The following is a 16,947-nucleotide window of genomic DNA, read 5'->3' as shown; positions in this document are numbered from 1 at the left end:
TAGAGTATAATATTATTGATTTAAATTTTAAACAATTGCAAGGAGGTGACTATATGTATAAAAATTTCAGAGTATTAATCATAGAAGATGAAACAAGTATTTTAAATGTTATTGCATCTTACTTAGAAAACGCTCAATATGAAATTGCCACAGCCATGTGCGGCCAATGTGCTTTAAATCTATTTCATACTTTTAATCCTCATTTAATTATTTTAGATTTAATGCTTCCTGATTTATCTGGTGAAACAATATGTGAAAAAATAAGAAAATCTTCAGATATTCCCATCATCATATTAACTGCTAAATCAGATGAATCTTCTAAAATAAAAGGGTTCACCTTAGGAGCAGACGAATATGTAACAAAACCTTTTAGCGTTAAAGTTCTTGTAAAAAGAGTAGATTCACTCATTAAAAGATGTTATAACACCCTCTCTACCTTTTCATTCAATCAGGGTAAATTACTAATTGATCATCAAAAACGTTTGATTCTAAAAAATAATATACCCGTCAATTTAACACCCAGCGAATACGATATTCTATTTTTACTTACTTCTAATCCATATGTGGCATTTTCTAGAAAAATGATTGTAGAAAAAATATTAGGTCATGATTACAACGGATATGAAAGAATTATCGATACCCATATTAAAAATCTTCGAAAAAAAATCGAAGATCATCCTAAAGATCCAAAATATATTTTAACCGTTTTTGGAGTAGGTTATAAATTTGGAGGTTCTCATGAATATTAACATTCATAAAAAATTAATGACTTATTTTATACTTATTATTATCATCACAACACTAGTAACCCTAATTCTTTCTAATATCACCATTAATAATAATTTTTACATTCGCCTATTAAAAAATTCTACTACAAAAATTAATAAAGCAATAGTCCTCATCAATAAAACTATTAAAAAAAATCCTGAACATCCCGATTTCAAAAATTCCATACTTTCACACTATGCAACACTATCAAATATTTCCATAGCCATTCAAACTCTTGATGAAAAGATCATCTATGAAACATCTAATAAGCTTACAATTCAAGAATTTGATATTGATAAGATATTTGAACCTATTCCCTTGTACCAACTCCATCATGAATATCGTAATATTTATTACAACAAAACAAAGCAGTATATAGCTATCATCAGCTACTATGCACCTGTAACAGATGAGATGGATACTATTAAACTAGAATATGCCCTATATCGCTCCATATTTATTACTTTTATTATTACGCTATGCATTGGTATATTCATTAGTATGCTCCTTGCTAAACAATTTGTCATCCCCATCACCCAATTAACACAAACAGCTAGAAAAATTACAGATGGAAGGCTCTGTACTAGAACTTCTATAAACAGTTCTATTAGTGAATTAAATAAATTAGCTACTTCCATTGACTATCTAGCTAATTCTCTACAAAACCAAGAGAATTTAAGAAAAAAAATATGTTCAAATATTTCACATGAAATCAAAACACCCATTACAACAATCCAAACCCATATAGAAGCTTTCATAGATGGTATTTGGGAACCCTCTAATGATAAACTGATCTATCTTTACGATGAATTTGAAAGATTGTCTATTTTAATACGCAATATGGAAAACATTCATCAATTGCATGAAGATAATTTTGTTTTAAATAAAACAAACTTTCATCTAGATCAAGTTTTAGAAAAAGCAGTTTCATTGCTTCTTCCTCAATTCAATAAAAAAAATTTATCCATCCAAAAAGATTTATCTACAAACATAGAAGTCCTTATGGATGAAAATAAGCTAAAACAAATTATTTACAACTTACTTTCTAATGCTTATAAATTTTCTTTTGAAAACACAAAAGTTTTTATTCAATCTTTTATAAAAGATCATTCCGTAATTATTTTAGTTAAAAACTTTGGTATCGTCATTCCCGATGCTGAGATCAATCATATGTTTGACTATTTGTATAGATGTAGTAATACTGAAAATATAACTGGGTATGGTATAGGGTTGTCTATTGTTTATGAATTAGTAAAAATACACGAAGGGAATATACATGTACAAAGTAGTGAAAAAGATGGAACAATTTTCAAAATCATCTTCCCTATAAAAAAAATTCACTCAAACCCTATTTAAATAAATAACCAAGGATTTGTCCTCCTTGGTTATTCTATATTAAGACGAAAAATCAGTTCATCTACATTTAAACTTGCATTCGTATAAATATCTAAAAGAGATACTTTCATATTTAAAATAGCTTCTAATAATTTCTCTATTTCTATTCTTTGGGATTTATAAAAGACTTTTCTATTATAATCCACCAAAGTAATATTCTCTTCATTTTGTATCAGTGTTTCTTCAAAAACAGTAAGTACACCTGATGCTTTAATATTTACTTGCATTCCTTGAATAAATACCTTGATATCTTTCGGTCCTTTTCCCGTTTTGGCTTTTAAGAACGGAGAAATTTTTAGTTTAATACCATCTTCTAGCTTTTGTTTTTCTACTTTATTCGTATATAATAAATGGCTAATCTCCTTTTCTTTCATTCTTCCAATAATCTTTCTTATAACACTATCAAAAGCATCTATCAACATTTTTTCATCTATGGGCTTAATTAAATACTGATCTATTCCTATATGCACACTATCTAAAATATACTGTTTTTCCTCTATTTCTGTAGCAATAATAATGCCACATTCTTGATCTATCTTACGAATTTTCTTAATCATTTCCATTCCATTCATATTGGGCATTCTAAGGTCTGTAATAATAAGCTGTGGTCTATGGGTATGATATAGTTCCATTCCTTGTTGTCCATCTTTTCCTATATAAAATTTCCCACACTTTTTCTTTAACATTTTTTTCATAATCATTCTTGTAATTTCTTCATCTTCTACATATAAAACCTTTAGATTACTCATAATTCCTTGTATATCTATCATAGAACCACCCCTTGAAATTTCATATATTTATAAATGGAAATATCTCTATATTATGGATAAAATAATCCTTTCATTATAGTTTATTGTATAAATATATAAATTTCAATAGAAAAATAAAAAACTGCCTTTCGGCAGTTTTTTATTGAGGTAATAATACAAATCTAACAATAAACAATACAGCAAGTATATACATAATCGGATGAACCTCTTTATATTTTCCTACACTTACTTTCATAATCGGATAAAATATAATCCCTGCAGCAATACCATTTGCAATACTATAGCTAAAAGGCATCATAGCAATCGTAAAAAATGCTGGTACAGCTTCTGTAAAATCTGTAAAATTCACTTCTTTTATAGATTCAAGCATTAAAACCCCTACAATAATGAGTGCTGGTGCAGTTGCTTGTGCAGGCACAATCCCTACAACCCCTCCAAAGAATAATGAAAGAATGAAAAGAATCCCTACAACTAATGTAGTTAGTCCTGTTCTTCCCCCTTCTGCAATTCCTGCAGTTGATTCAACATATGTAGCAGTAGTTGCCCCTCCAAACATAGAACTAAAAGTCGTTGCAATAGCATCTGCTAGAAGTGCCTTTTTCATTCCTCTAATGCTGCCATCTTTTCTAATCATATTGGCTCTTTGAGCTGTTCCTACTAATGTACCAATAGTATCAAAGAGATCTACTAAACTAAAGGTTAAAACAACCATAAATACACTGGTAAGAGCTCCAATAATTCCTTGGCCTCCATGGGATAATAATCCTTTAAAATCCATAGCCATAAATGTAGGAGCTACAGATGGAGGCATACTAATCAGTTTTAGTCCTTCAATTTTTGTAATCCCCATTGGAATCCCAATTGCAGTAGTCAATAAAATAGATATGAGCATTGCTCCCTTTATACCTCTTGCCATAAGAATTGCCATAATTACAATACCTATTACTGTAAGGACTACATTTTTATCTGTAAAGTTCCCAAAGCTTACTAGTGTTCCAGGATTCGCAATAACAATTCCTCCACTCTTTAAGCCAATCAGCGCAATAAACAATCCAATCCCTGCAGTAATTGCCACCTTTATATTTTGAGGAAGACAATTTACTATTTTTTCTCTTATAGATGTAACCGTAATTAAAATAAATAAAATTCCAGAAATCATTACAGCAGCCATTCCTTGCTGCCAAGTATACCCTAGTGTTAAGCATACACTATATGAAAAAAATGCAGTAAGTCCTATTCCTGGTGCTACAGCAAATGGAAGGTTTGCATATAAAGACATGACCAAGGTACCAATCGCTGCAATGATACAAGTTCCTGTAAAAGCAGACGCAATCACAGGGTCCTCCAAAATAGATAAACCTAAAGCTGCATCCCCTTTAAGTCCTGCAGCATTCATCCCAGAAGCCTTTAATATGTTTGGAATAACCAAAAGGGCATATGCCATTGTAATGAATGTAGTAAATCCTGCTAATATTTCTGTTTTTACATCTGTTTTATTTTCAGATAATTTAAAGAAGTTTTCCATTATTTTCCCTCCTAAAAAAATTCTGCCATCAGACTATGGGTAAATCTGATGACAGAATTGATTTATTCCTGCCTATAAATCATGTCTATAAACTTTTATGTATACAGTAGTATAATAACAACGACCCTCAATAAGTTTTCTCAAATTTATTGAAAAAAACAATTATACATCCTACAACTACGAAAGTAATTACTTGATCTATCGATTTACCATAGTAAGAAATTTACGGTTTCTAGTAGATACTTCTGAACCCTATTATCAGAATTATATGGCTTCCTTTTCTCTATTTATTTTTATGTATATTACCATTCTACTCTGGAAAAGTCAACAGCAACCAATATTTAGGGATAATTTGAAATTCATTCAAGATTCATGCTATTCATTCTTTTGTATCACTCAAAACTTTGTTAGATTTCATCACAGTATATTTACTAAACCCTATACAAGATACTCTTCCCCTATTTTTAATTAGATCATAATTTCTTTCGTTTGTTATTAAATTTTCTTACAGCTTGTCTTTTTTATATCTATTTCTTTATTTAATTCTATATTCCCCTTAAACAGATTGTTTTTAAACAATTTTTTCCATATACTATTTGTAGAGAGTTTTGAATATTATGCAAAATGCAAAGGGGAGTTAGGAATGAGAAAAGCATTAGAGAATGCTTATAAAAAAATTAAAAAACAAGAAAAGTTATTAGATCGATTGAATAAAATTGGCATCCATCTTTCAGCAGAGCAAAATACAGATAAATTACTTGAAATGATTGTAGAAGAAAGTATGAAAATTACAGATAGCGATGGAGGAAGTATCTATATAAAAGAAGAAAAGGAAAAAGAAGAGTATCTACGATTTAAAATCGCTAGAAATTATTCGAAGATTTTTCCTTTTAAACAATTCCTCCTTCCTATTGACAAAAAAAGTATCTCTGGATTTTGTGCATTAACAGGAAAATCATATAATTTTCGAAGAGTTAGTGATATCCCTTCTACTATAGGAATCAAATACAATGATTCCTTTGATAAAAAAAACAACTATAAAACCATCAATATGCTAGTTATTCCCATGAAAAATCTAAAGGGTGAAACAACTGGTGTTCTACAACTTATCAACAAAAAAAAGGATTATCATATTCCTCTAATAACAAAAGAAGATTATAAAAATCACACCCTCCCCTTCTCAGAAGAAGAAGAAAATACTATTGCTTCGTTAGCTTCTTTAGCTGCTATTTTATTAGAAAGAAGTAAGCTTTATCAAGAAATAAAAAACCTGTTCGAAACCTTTATTGAAAGTATGGTAGCAACCATTGACCAAAGGGACCCTACTACTGCTGGTCACTCTATTCGTGTTGCTAAATACGCAGCTATATTTGCAAAAGCTGTTAATCAAACGACCTATGGAAAATATAAAAACCTCTATTTCTCTCAAAAGGAAATCCATCAAATATACTACGCTGGGCTTCTTCATGATATTGGAAAAATCGGAGTAAAAGAAGCTATCTTACTAAAAAGGACTAAATTATCTGAATCTGAATTAGAAATACTAAAATATAGGTTTTATTATTATAAAAAGGAGCTTGAATATAAAAAGCTTTCTCATATTATTTCAGAAGAAGAAAAACAAATTTTTGATGAAATAGATCAATACTATATATTCATCTGTAACCTAAATACGAAAGGTTTTATAACTAATGACGAAATAAAAATTCTCGAAAAAATATCCTCAATAACCTTTAAAGATATAGATGGAAAAATAAAAAATCTACTCAATCAATCAGAATATAATCAATTAACTGTTAAACGCGGAAACCTTACAAAAGAACAACGGGTAATGATGGAATATCATCCTTCTTATACCTATGAAATATTAAAGTCCATTTCTTGGGGAAAGGATTTAGAAAAGGTTCCTCTGATTGCAGCAGCTCATCATGAAAAATTAGATGGATCTGGTTATCCTAAGGGGTTAAAGGAAGATGAAATTCTTATTCCATCAAAAATACTAGCTATTGTAGATATTTTTGAAGCTCTAACAGCAAAAGACCGTCCTTATAAAAAAGCCTTACCCCTTGATAAAACACTCAAAATTCTTCAAAAAGAAGCAAAGCAACACCATTTAGATAAAGATCTTCTTGAAATATTCATTCATAAAAAAATATATGAAGAAGATATCCATTAAAAAAATATACTCAACTATTTACCCTTCAATGAAGCTAAATATAAAAGATTCAGATGTGTACTCTACCTTAAAATTAATTTCCATTCCCGCATATACCATTCAGTAGTTTATGATAAATAAAGGAAAATTTATTAAAAAAATCTATAATATAAATTTTATTATAAATTTTCCTTATTATGGTAGACAAATAAATGAATAAGGCGTATAATCATATTTGTTCAAAGGACATACCCTATTAGCTCAGTTGGCTAGAGCACCTGACTCTTAATCAGGGTGTCCAGGGTTCGAATCCCTGATGGGGTACCAATAAAAATATCGACTAAATAAGTCGATATTTTTTTATCCAAATATTCCTTCTATATATTCCTTAGTCCTTGAGTCTTCAGGATACTCAAACAATTCTTTCGTCTCTTTATATTCTACAATTTCTCCATTTAATAAAAAAGCTGTATAATCAGCAATTCTTTTTGCCTGGGAAAGATTATGGGTAACAATAACGATTGTGTATCGATCAGAAAGCTTTTTTAACATTTCTTCAATATTAGCAGTATTCTTTACATCCAACGCTGAGCAAGGTTCATCTAGTAATAATATTTCTGGTTCCACCGTCAATGCTCTAGCAATGCAAAGACGTTGCTGCTGTCCTCCTGAAAGCTTTGTTGCTTTCATCTTTAAATCATCTTTTACTTCTTCATAAAGACCAGCAAGTTTTAATTTTTCTTCTACAATCCTTTTCAATTGTTTTTTGTCCTTTATTCCATAATACACAGGGGCATAAATCATATTTTCATATATAGACAATGGAAAAGGGGTTGGACTTTGAAAAACCATTCCTATCTTTTCACGTACCTGTTCTTTTTCCAACTCTCTTATATTTTTACCTTTTAATAATATTTCTCCATGAACTTTAGCATTACTTTCCTCATCTACCATTCTATTTAAGCTTTTGATAAAAGTAGATTTTCCACATCCTGAAGGTCCAATAATTGCTGTAATCTTTTTTTCTTTGATTTTCATATTCATACTTTCAAGAATTTTCTTCGTATCAAAGTACACAGATAAATTTTTGATTTCAAGGATTGCGTCCATGCTATTCCACCTTTCTAAACAATTCTACTAATATACCAAAGCTGTTCAAAATTAAAAGAAATAGCAATAATACAGAAGCAGTTTTATATGCATTTTCCATAGATATTCCTTCTCCAATTAACATATATAAGTGGTAGGGTAAAGCCATTGCAGGAGAAAATAAACTATTTGGAACAGGTGCATACACCACACCTCCAGTAAACATAATAGGGGCTGTTGCCCCCATAGCAAAACCTCCTGCTAAAACAATAGCAGACAAAATTTCACTAAAACACATGGGGAGTATAATTTTGAAAAAAGTATATGATTTTGAAATTCCTAAAGCATAAGAAGCATATATTAATTCTTTATTGATTTCCCCTAATGCTTTTTCTACCCTTACTTCTATAAACGGAAAAATCATAACACTCAAAACAATCCCACCAGACAATAAGGATAACCCTAAATTCAAATAAACCACTAGAAAAGTATATCCAAATAACCCTAAAACAATAGATGGAATCCCTGCAGTAGACTGAATAACCACGTGAATCATTCCACATAATTTTTTATTGCTACAATAAAAATTAAGATACACTGCTGTTGCTATAGCAATCATACTCGCAAAAAAACATGCAATCCCTGTAAAACAAATACTTCCTATGATAGCAGGAAAAATCCCTCCCTCTGTTCCAAGGGGAAACCCCTTTGGCATATCCAATAGAAAATCACTATTTAAACCACTGCCACCCTTAGAAAAAATATAGATATTAATATATAAAACTAAAATCATAAGTATGATTCCACTGAAGCTACTCCACAGCTTTATTCCTATATGTTTGTTGTTTTTTTTCATCTGATTCTTCACTTCCTTCATTGCAAGGCTTCTAATCCACCTCCGTAGATATAAACATATACCTATAAAGATTTTTATTGTGCTATGACATATATTCATATCATTAAAACTGTTTAAAAACTTACTTTTAAAATTTTAAATTTATATTTCTATACTCTTTTTTATATAATGAAAAACCATATTCACTAAAAAAAGAATTATCATCAATACAAAACCAGCTGCAAACAAAGCGTGATAATGTAGGCTATCTACCCCTGCCCCTCCCATCTCAAGAGCAATAAGTGAAGGAATGGTCTGGGCTTTTCCAAAAATCTTTGGAAAAACAGGACTATTTCCAATAACCATCATAACCGCCATAGTCTCTCCCATGGCTCTTGCAAAAGCTAAAATGACTCCAGCAAGAATACTTTTTTTACATGCAGGTAAAATCAAATAGCGAATCATATGCCATTTGGATACCCCTAATCCTTCTGAAGTAATTTTATACTGCTCACTAATTTTGATCATTGATTCATCACAGGTAGAAATAATATATGGAAGGACCATGATAGAAAGAATGATTCCTCCTGCTAAAACAGATTCTCCAGATGAAAAATCAAAATGCACTTCAAAAAATTTTACTATCACTAATAATCCCATCAATCCATAAATCACTGATGGAATTCCTACCAATAGATCAATAGTAGGCTTTACTATTTTTCTCATTTTTCTATTTAACACACTCGTCAAAAATATAGCTGATCCTACACCTATAGGAAGGGCTATAAGTATCCCTAACAAAGACACATAAATAGTTCCTAAAATCATGGGAAATATTGATATAGTAAGGGGTTCTCCTAAAGGATTCCATCCTTTTCCAAATAAGAAGTCTACTATTGTAACTTTCTCGAAAAGAACCACGCTTTCTTTTATGATAAATACAATAATAAAAATAAGCATCATCACAGAAGAAAAAGTCAATCCTTTTATAATATAGGAAAATATTTTTTCAAATTTTTGATGCATTTTTTCACTTCCTCTTAATTTCTCGTCCACCTAATAGTAGCAAAATAAAATTCAGAAGGAAACCCTTCTGAATTTTTATTTTGCAGGAACAAATCCCATTTTTTCAACTGTTTTCATACCTTCTTCCGAAAGGAGTACATCTATAAAAGTTTTTTCCTGTGGTAATAATTCACCTTTTTTCACTATTAAAAGAGGTCTTGAGATTTTGTAATCGCCACTTACAATATTTTCTTTTGTTGGAGCAACTCCATCTACATCTAATGGCATGATTTTTCCAGCATTTTGATTGACCATTCCATAAGATGCATATCCTATAGCATTTTTATTTTCCATAATTTTTGTAACTAATGCACCCATTGAAGGAGCTTGGATGGCATCTTCTCTAACTTTTTTATCTCCCATAACTTTCTTTTGGAATACTTTATGGGCACCACCACCTAGATCTCTTGTAACAATAACAATTTCTTCATGAGACAGGGTACTTTCTACTTCATCCCAATATTTATATTCTCCTGAAAAAATCTTTTGAATTTCTTCTGTCGATAAGCTCTTTTTCACTTCATATACTTTATTTTCTGGATTGACAGACACTGTTAATGCATCTAATCCTAGTTTAAACTCTTGGTATCCTTCAATCTTTCCCTTTTCTTCATCAGAAACAGTTCTTGAAACCATTCCAAAATCACTGCTTCCATCCATAGCTGCTTTTACTCCTGCTGAAGATCCTCCTGCAGAAACAAAAATATCTAAACTTTTATTGGGAAAGTCTTCACTTACTTGATCCCATGTTTTATACTCTTCAATAAAGTTTGTAGAAATTTTTGCAATTACTGGAGCTAATGTAGAAGATCCTTTAAATAAAATTTGCGACTTAAATGTTTCTTGCATATTTGAAGCAACTTCATCACTATTTGCTTTGGTTCCACATCCAGTAAGAACAAGACTTAAAAGTAAAGCTGTAATAGTTAGAATACTGAGTAATTTTTTCATGTTCACGACTCCTTTAGCATAATATATAGTCTTTACCACTAAAGTATATCATATCTAATTAGGTTATCATCATTGATATATTCTATATGAAATGTTTTATTATTATCGTTATCTATAATAACCTCTTTCAATGAAGTTAAACATCTAAAATTTAGACACGGATCCATCTACATTAATTTTCATTATACTTGTCTTATAGAACAATATTATTTGATCTCTATTAAGTTTTAAAGGGCTTACAATAAATCTTATGCTATTTATTAATCCATGCACTTATAAATACTATCAATTGTATAATCTACTTCCTCTACCGTATTGAAATGACTAAAGCTAAATCTTACAGTTCCATCTGGAAACGTTTTTAATGTCTTATGAGCTGAAGGTGCACAGTGTAGCCCACATCTTGTCATAATCCCAAACTCTTTATATAATCTATAAGAAATTTGTCCATTATCATATTGAGGAAAATCTACGGATACAACGGCTGTTCTTCCCTCAATTTCTTTCTTTCCAATAATTTTTATATTAGGTATATTTTTTAGCCTTTCTAAAAACCTTTTTACTAAAAATAGTTCTTTTTCTCTTATGGTATTTATCCCTGTTTTTAATATGTATTTTAAAGCTGCATTGAGTCCATAAACCCCTGGAATATTCATAGTACCTGCTTCAAACTTATCTGGCATATAACAGGGCTGCTTTTCATATTCAGAAAGACTCCCTGTTCCTCCTTCTATTAAAGGATTCATATATGCTGCTAAGGGGTCGTTCATGATAAATCCTCCCATCCCTTGAGGTCCTAAAAGCCCCTTATGCCCTGTAAAAGCAATAGCATCTGCTCCTAGCTTTTTATAGTTAATTTCTAAAAATCCAGCCGTTTGAGCAGTATCTATAATAAAGTAAATCCCATGGATTTTGCATATTTCTCCTATCTCTTCAAGGGGTAATACTGTACCACATACATTTGATGCATGAGTCATGACCAATGCCTTTGTATTAGGCTTTATATATTGTTTTATGTCCTCAACATTTAATTCACCTAATGCATTACAAGTTACTCTTGAAAATGTTATTCCCTTTTCCCCTAACGCATGAATCGGTCTCATGACTGCATTATGTTCCATAGAAGATACAATTACATGCTCATTTTTTCTTAAAGCCCCTTTGATTAATACGTTCAAGCTTTCTGTAATGTTTTTAGTAAAAACTACATTTTCACACTGATCAAAGTGCAATAACTCACAAATGAGTTCTCTTGTTTCAAAAACAATATTTTCTGCTTCAAAAGATGATGTATAAGCGCCTCTATTAATATTACAACCAATATTTTTCAAATAGTTAGACACGCTCTCAACAACACCTGGCGCTTTTGGAAAAGATGTAGCACCATTATCTAAATATATTTCCTTCATCTTTTATCCCCCCTCGTCTTTCATTTTATAGTATTTTATATCCTTAGACTAACAACAATAAAGAATTTCTATATAACTTGCACATATATAGAAATATTTTATTTAACATTTTACCCATATATTGTTAATATCAAGATTGAAAGAATAAATAGGAGGGGTGTAAAAATGGAAGAAAAAAAAGGAATTATCTTTACAGGAGCCATTGTTGGAATCATTGCTGTCTTATTAGTTAAATTCGGAAACCCTGTAAATATGGGATTTTGTATTGCATGTTTTTTAAGAGATATTGCAGGGGGATTAGGTCTTCATAGAGCAGCTGTTGTACAGTATTTAAGACCTGAAATTATGGGATTGGTCCTAGGTGCATTTATTATCGCTCTTAGTAAAAAAGAATTCCAAGTGCGAGGAGGATCATCTCCCTTTATTCGATTTACCCTTGGGGTTACTGTTATGATCGGTGCTTTGATGTTTTTAGGATGCCCTCTAAGAATGGTTTTACGACTTGGTGGAGGAGATTTAAATGCTATTCTTGGTATTGCAGGTTTTGTTGTAGGAATTGGTTTAGGGATATTTTTCTTAAATAAGGGATTTAGTTTAAGAAGAAGTTATAAATTACCAAAATCTGAAGGCTTTGTTTTTCCGATTGTAAATGTATTATTAATTGCTTTATTAGTAAGCGCACCTGCATTTATTTTCTTCAGTGAAAAAGGTCCAGGTAAAATGCATGCACCAATTTTTATTGCTTTAGCTGCAGGACTAATAGTAGGTGCTCTTGCTCAAAGAACAAGATTATGTATGGTTGGTGGCATAAGAGACTTCATTCTTTTTAAAGATACCTACCTTTTATCAGGATTTATTGCTATATTTGTATTTTCACTTATTGGTAATGTCTTATTGGGTTATTTTAATATTGGTTTTGAAGGTCAGCCTGTTGCACATGCTGATGGACTTTGGAACTTCTTAGGAATGGTTTTATGCGGATGGGCATCCGTTCTCCTGGGTGGTTGTCCTATGAGACAATTAATCCTAGCAGGTGAAGGAAATACAGATTCTGTAATTACGGTTATGGGTATGATCGTTGGCGCTGCAATTTGTCACAACTTTGGTTTAGCATCTAGCCCTAAAGGCCCTACATCAAACGGGCAAATAGCTGTCATCATTTGCTTCATTATCGTTGCCTTAGTAGGATATTTCAACTCAGAAATGGTAATCAGTGAAAGTAAAGTGAAAGGAGATGTGAAAGTTGGCTAAAATTGATGTAAGGGGTATGTCCTGTCCCCAACCTGTCTTAATGACTAAAAATGCAATTGCTTCTAATCCATCAACTATTGAAGTAATCGTTGATAATAATACAGCTAAAAATAATGTCTCAAGATTTTTAAAAAATGCTGGATATGATTTATCTGTAGAAGAATTAGATGAAGATTATTTAATCTCAGCAAAAAAATAAAAAAATTCGCATGTAGCTAATCGCATATGCTCATCTCGTAAGCTTTATTACAAAACCACTTTTTTGTAATAAAACTTACTCAAAGTAGTTGAACATTTGATTTTTCAATCATAAGTTATCCACAAATTTTAAATTTTATAATTTCCTAAAAAATAAAAAAAGGAGCTTATATGAAAGAATATGTAGCAGTTTTTTTTACCCATTCTGGTGCCATAAAATTTGATAGAAATGCAAAAAAAGATAATATATCTTGTGAACTTATGCCCGTTCCACGAAAACTTAGTTCCAATTGTGGCATTGGTGCAAAGTTTAAGTATAATCAACATGTTTATGAATTAGTTAATGAAGAAATTGAAAAAATATTTCAAGTAGATGGTAACAATTATATTTTGATATATGAAGAATAATTTCATTTTACATTTATAAGATTTGTTATACATATAAACAATTATCCTATTCCTGTGGATAAAGCAATGAAAAAACCTGTGTTCTCCACAGGTTTTTTATTTATCTACCTCTAACCCGAGTTATTTTTTTGTGTGAAAAATAGATATTTCACTTTTGCATCTACAAACCCTACAAAATTGAATCCTACAATTACGCATTTATGGTATAATGTGTACAGTAAAAAATGTATCATCAGACCACCCAAATCCTATTATACTTCCTAAGAAAAGGGAGAAAACAATTAAATCCTATGCACTTAAATAGGAAAAGGAGGACACCATGTTTAAAGAAATATTTGAATGGATTAAAACAATTGCAATTGCTGTTATTATTGCACTAGTTGTTACAACCTTCGTTACACCCCTAATGGTAGATGGACTATCCATGTATCCAACCTTAAATGATCATGATTATCTTATTTTAAAAAACACCCATGAAATCCAAAGAGGCGATATCATCTCTTTTAAATCAACCTTAGAATTTTCACAGCAAGAGCTTGAAAGTTTCAATTTTATCAAAAAATTAAAGTTAGGAAAAAACAAAAGTCTCATCAAAAGAGTTATCGCTATCCCAGGAGATGAATTACTTATACAAAATGGAAAAGTTTATGTAAATGGAGAAGAATTAAAAGAAAACTACATTAATGGAGATACTACTTCTGGTGATGTTCAAATTGACAAAATTCCTAAAGGTAAGATTTTTGTTATGGGCGATAATAGAGAGAACAGTTTAGATAGTAGAAAACTAGGTCTTGTAGACATCAGTAAAATTCAAGGAAAAGCACTCGTAAGACTTTTACCTATTTCAAATTTTGGACAAATTTCTTCACAAAAATAACTCCATCTTTTAAGGAACTGAGTTGAAATGCAGATAAACCCATACTACAATAAATGTAATATGGGTTTTTATTATATCTACATATTTTAAATATAAAAATCATGTAATTGAATGGTTCTATAATATTTCCTATTCTTCACAATCCAAAAATTCTTAGATTTTCGAGGATTTAAGAAATATAAACAATCGCCAATATTATTTTTCCCTTCTAAAGCCATTCTTGCTGCTTGTATACTTTCTCCAGAAGGCTGTTTATAAATTCTTCCATTGCCTACAGGCGTAAATTGAATCCCATAATTATCATCAAATACAACATTTTTGATTGTATTCGGAAATTCATCACTATATTTCCTATTGATGATCACATTAGCAACGGCCACCTTCCCATCAAAAGGTTCATCTTCTGCTTCAGCATGCACTAATCTTGAAAGCCAATATAAATCTTCTTCTGAGTAATTTTTAGCTTTATCCTGTTCTTTTGTGTAAATATCCACTGTATGTGTGTACGCATTCCATTCTACATTACAATTAAATGCTTCCGCAACAAATCTAACGGGGACAAAAGTTCTTCCTTTGTAAACATTGATAGGTGCATCCAATTCCATATTTATTCCATTTATACTTGCACTCTTTGATCCCATTGGTAAGTATAGGGTTTTTTCATTATGTTTTAACATTGCTGTTTGCGTATGGTTATCCCAAGAGACTGCTTCTACATCTAAAGCTTCAGCAATGAATCGAATAGGTACAAAGGTACGGGAATTTTCTAAATATGGTTGTTGATCTGTGAGAACTTTTTTTCCATCAACTTGTATAGAAATGTTTTTTCCATCTGCTACAGGGTTTATTTTTATCAAATCCCCTGAATATAGTGTTTTCCCTACATCCTGATTGATTTTTTCTAGTTCGTATACATCCTTATTGTATTGTTGTGACACTTTTGAATAGGTATCTCCCGGTTGAATTGTATGCATAACATAGGAATCTGCGTAGACAGGAATGTTCGACAAGAGTAGTGCACAGAAGAGAAGCATTGAAAATAACTTCTTCATAGTATATCCCTCCTATCATACTCAATAAAAATTATATCATCTCTCCTATTTTATATACAATGCAAAAATAATAGAAGATTCCCCTCAAATTAGATATACATGAAAAAATATGAATACTTATATAATATATCTAATTCCTATCATCATTAATTATTATGACTTTTATCCTCTTCCTGCATTTCTAAAATCACACAATATATCTCTTTTTCAGTCCGTTCAATCATATCATTAATCTCATGAATTTCTAATTCCAATTTAGAAAACAGATTCTCAATTTGTGTCATCATTCATTATCTCTCCTTTCTTTCCCTATCTTAATGATAAAAAGGTAATAAAAAACCCCTTATACTCAAAAATCATGAGCATTGGGGTCGGTAGCACCACTAACTCAATACATATTAGGTGCCCTAATTACAATACGTATTTCATCGTTTTCCCAAAATATTTTCATTTTTATTAATTCTATTATATTCCATTTATTATACATTTTTCAATACTTAGTTTTATTAAAATAAATCATCTGAACATCCCCTAGTGTTACAGCTCGTTAGATTTTTTAAAATCTATATACCCTTTCTTTCTTAAATGACAAGCAGGACATTCTCCACATCCATTTCCTCTTATTCCATTATAACATGTTAAAGTTTCTTCTTTAATAATATCTAATACCCCTAAATCATATGCCATTTTCCATGTTTCTTCCTTATTAATCCACATTAAGGGTGTATGAATTTCAAATTGATAATCCATAGATAAATTTAACGTTACATTTGTAGATTTGATAAACACATCTCTACAATCAGGGTATCCACTATAATCACTTTGAGATACACCTGTTACAACATGATTGATCCCTCTTTGTTTTGCAAAGACGCTTGCAAAGGTTATGAATAATAAATTTCTTCCATCTACAAAAGAGTTTGGTACACCTTCCTTTGGTGATTCTTTATCTACTTCTATATCCACTCTCGTTAAAGAATTTGGTGCTAATTGATTGAGTAACCCCAAATCTAAAATATGATGCTCTACATTGTATTTTTTACAAATTTCCTTGGCACAGGTAAGCTCTAGCTTATGTTTTTGATTATAATCAAAGGATACAGCTATGACCTCTTTAAATCTTTTCTTTGCCCAAAATAAACAGGTTGTACTATCTTGCCCTCCACTAAATATAACTACTGCTTTTTCTTGATTCATAT

17 protein-coding genes, 1 tRNA gene and 2 riboswitches are annotated in these 16,947 nt (G+C 30.7%); of the genes, 8 read left to right on the top strand and 10 right to left on the bottom strand.

The window, feature by feature from the left end:
• The first annotated feature begins 53 nt into the window (after window positions 1–53).
• Together K7H06_RS19985 and K7H06_RS19980 are read left to right on the top strand one after the other, a co-directional pair.
• On the top strand, window positions 54–749 hold the full coding sequence (locus K7H06_RS19985) for a response regulator transcription factor (protein ID WP_223037756.1): 696 nt from the start codon (window positions 54–56) through the stop codon (window positions 747–749).
• Entirely contained in the window at window positions 739–2,124 is a 1,386-nt protein-coding gene (locus tag K7H06_RS19980; RefSeq protein ID WP_223037755.1) for a sensor histidine kinase, read from the top strand. Before K7H06_RS19985 ends, K7H06_RS19980 begins: the two co-directional genes overlap by 11 nt.
• A gap of 29 nt (window positions 2,125–2,153) precedes the next feature.
• Here K7H06_RS19980 and K7H06_RS19975 read toward each other — a convergent pair whose 3' ends face one another.
• Together K7H06_RS19975 and K7H06_RS19970 are read right to left on the bottom strand one after the other, a co-directional pair.
• Complete coding sequence (locus tag K7H06_RS19975) at window positions 2,154–2,933, bottom strand: Na-translocating system protein MpsC family protein (RefSeq protein WP_223037754.1); 780 nt, start codon at window positions 2,931–2,933, stop codon at window positions 2,154–2,156.
• A 139-nt stretch (window positions 2,934–3,072) separates the two neighbouring features.
• Window positions 3,073–4,458 carry an NCS2 family permease gene (locus K7H06_RS19970; RefSeq protein ID WP_223037753.1) on the bottom strand — a complete coding sequence of 462 codons (1,386 nt, stop codon included), beginning with the start codon at window positions 4,456–4,458 and terminating at the stop codon, window positions 3,073–3,075.
• A gap of 192 nt (window positions 4,459–4,650) precedes the next feature.
• Window positions 4,651–4,750: riboswitch (purine riboswitch) on the bottom strand.
• A gap of 351 nt (window positions 4,751–5,101) precedes the next feature.
• On the opposite strand from K7H06_RS19970, the gene K7H06_RS19965 reads away from it, so the two are divergent.
• Window positions 5,102–6,634: an HD domain-containing phosphohydrolase gene (locus K7H06_RS19965; RefSeq protein ID WP_223037752.1), complete on the top strand. Its 1,533-nt coding sequence runs from the start codon at window positions 5,102–5,104 to the stop codon at window positions 6,632–6,634.
• A 229-nt stretch (window positions 6,635–6,863) separates the two neighbouring features.
• A tRNA-Lys gene (locus K7H06_RS19960) sits at window positions 6,864–6,940 on the top strand.
• 33 nt (window positions 6,941–6,973) lie between these two features.
• Here K7H06_RS19960 and pstB read toward each other — a convergent pair.
• From pstB to K7H06_RS19935, 5 genes are all read right to left on the bottom strand, one after another.
• On the bottom strand, window positions 6,974–7,723 hold the full coding sequence (pstB, locus tag K7H06_RS19955) for a phosphate ABC transporter ATP-binding protein PstB (RefSeq protein WP_223037751.1): 750 nt from the start codon (window positions 7,721–7,723) through the stop codon (window positions 6,974–6,976).
• A 1-nt stretch (window position 7,724) separates the two neighbouring features.
• The gene (locus tag K7H06_RS19950) at window positions 7,725–8,558 is read right to left on the bottom strand and encodes a PstA family ABC transporter permease (RefSeq protein ID WP_223037750.1); all 834 of its coding nucleotides are present in this window, start codon (window positions 8,556–8,558) and stop codon (window positions 7,725–7,727) included.
• Between the two features lie 141 nt (window positions 8,559–8,699).
• Window positions 8,700–9,563 (bottom strand): phosphate ABC transporter permease subunit PstC, encoded by an 864-nt coding sequence (pstC, locus tag K7H06_RS19945; RefSeq protein WP_223037749.1) that lies wholly within the window; start codon window positions 9,561–9,563, stop codon window positions 8,700–8,702.
• Window positions 9,564–9,638: 75 nt separating this feature from the next.
• Entirely contained in the window at window positions 9,639–10,553 is a 915-nt protein-coding gene (locus tag K7H06_RS19940; RefSeq protein WP_223037748.1) for a phosphate ABC transporter substrate-binding protein, read from the bottom strand.
• 260 nt (window positions 10,554–10,813) lie between these two features.
• Entirely contained in the window at window positions 10,814–11,962 is a 1,149-nt protein-coding gene (locus K7H06_RS19935; protein ID WP_223037747.1) for an aminotransferase class V-fold PLP-dependent enzyme, read from the bottom strand.
• Between the two features lie 165 nt (window positions 11,963–12,127).
• Between K7H06_RS19935 and yedE the strand changes: the two genes are divergently transcribed.
• From yedE to lepB, 4 genes are all read left to right on the top strand, one after another.
• Window positions 12,128–13,213, top strand: coding sequence for a YedE family putative selenium transporter (gene yedE / locus K7H06_RS19930; protein WP_223037746.1), 1,086 nt, complete (start codon window positions 12,128–12,130; stop codon window positions 13,211–13,213).
• Complete coding sequence (locus tag K7H06_RS19925) at window positions 13,206–13,412, top strand: sulfurtransferase TusA family protein (protein WP_223037745.1); 207 nt, start codon at window positions 13,206–13,208, stop codon at window positions 13,410–13,412. Before yedE ends, K7H06_RS19925 begins: the two co-directional genes overlap by 8 nt.
• A 170-nt stretch (window positions 13,413–13,582) precedes the next feature.
• Window positions 13,583–13,819 (top strand): putative Se/S carrier protein, encoded by a 237-nt coding sequence (locus K7H06_RS19920; RefSeq protein ID WP_223037744.1) that lies wholly within the window; start codon window positions 13,583–13,585, stop codon window positions 13,817–13,819.
• A 319-nt stretch (window positions 13,820–14,138) separates the two neighbouring features.
• On the top strand, window positions 14,139–14,696 hold the full coding sequence (lepB, locus tag K7H06_RS19915; protein ID WP_223037743.1) for a signal peptidase I: 558 nt from the start codon (window positions 14,139–14,141) through the stop codon (window positions 14,694–14,696).
• A gap of 86 nt (window positions 14,697–14,782) precedes the next feature.
• Here the strand turns inward: lepB and K7H06_RS19910 are convergent, their stop codons facing one another.
• The 3 genes from K7H06_RS19910 to queC all read right to left on the bottom strand — a co-directional run bounded on the left by K7H06_RS19910 (window position 14,783) and on the right by queC (window position 16,945).
• A complete protein-coding gene (locus tag K7H06_RS19910; protein WP_223037742.1) occupies window positions 14,783–15,748 on the bottom strand; it encodes a stalk domain-containing protein in 966 nt (321 codons plus the stop codon).
• 146 nt (window positions 15,749–15,894) lie between these two features.
• Entirely contained in the window at window positions 15,895–16,035 is a 141-nt protein-coding gene (locus K7H06_RS19905) for a hypothetical protein (RefSeq protein WP_223037741.1), read from the bottom strand.
• Window positions 16,036–16,108: 73 nt separating this feature from the next.
• Window positions 16,109–16,193, bottom strand: a riboswitch (cyclic di-GMP riboswitch).
• A 92-nt stretch (window positions 16,194–16,285) separates the two neighbouring features.
• Window positions 16,286–16,945 (bottom strand): 7-cyano-7-deazaguanine synthase QueC, encoded by a 660-nt coding sequence (queC, locus tag K7H06_RS19900; protein WP_223037740.1) that lies wholly within the window; start codon window positions 16,943–16,945, stop codon window positions 16,286–16,288.
• Between the last annotated feature and the right edge of the window lie 2 nt (window positions 16,946–16,947).

It is taken from the genome of Crassaminicella profunda (assembly GCF_019884785.1).
Taxonomy (GTDB): domain Bacteria; phylum Bacillota; class Clostridia; order Peptostreptococcales; family Thermotaleaceae; genus Crassaminicella; species Crassaminicella profunda.
The sequence above is the reverse complement of the archived record's forward strand: the minus strand, read 5'-3'. Positions and strand labels throughout refer to the sequence as shown.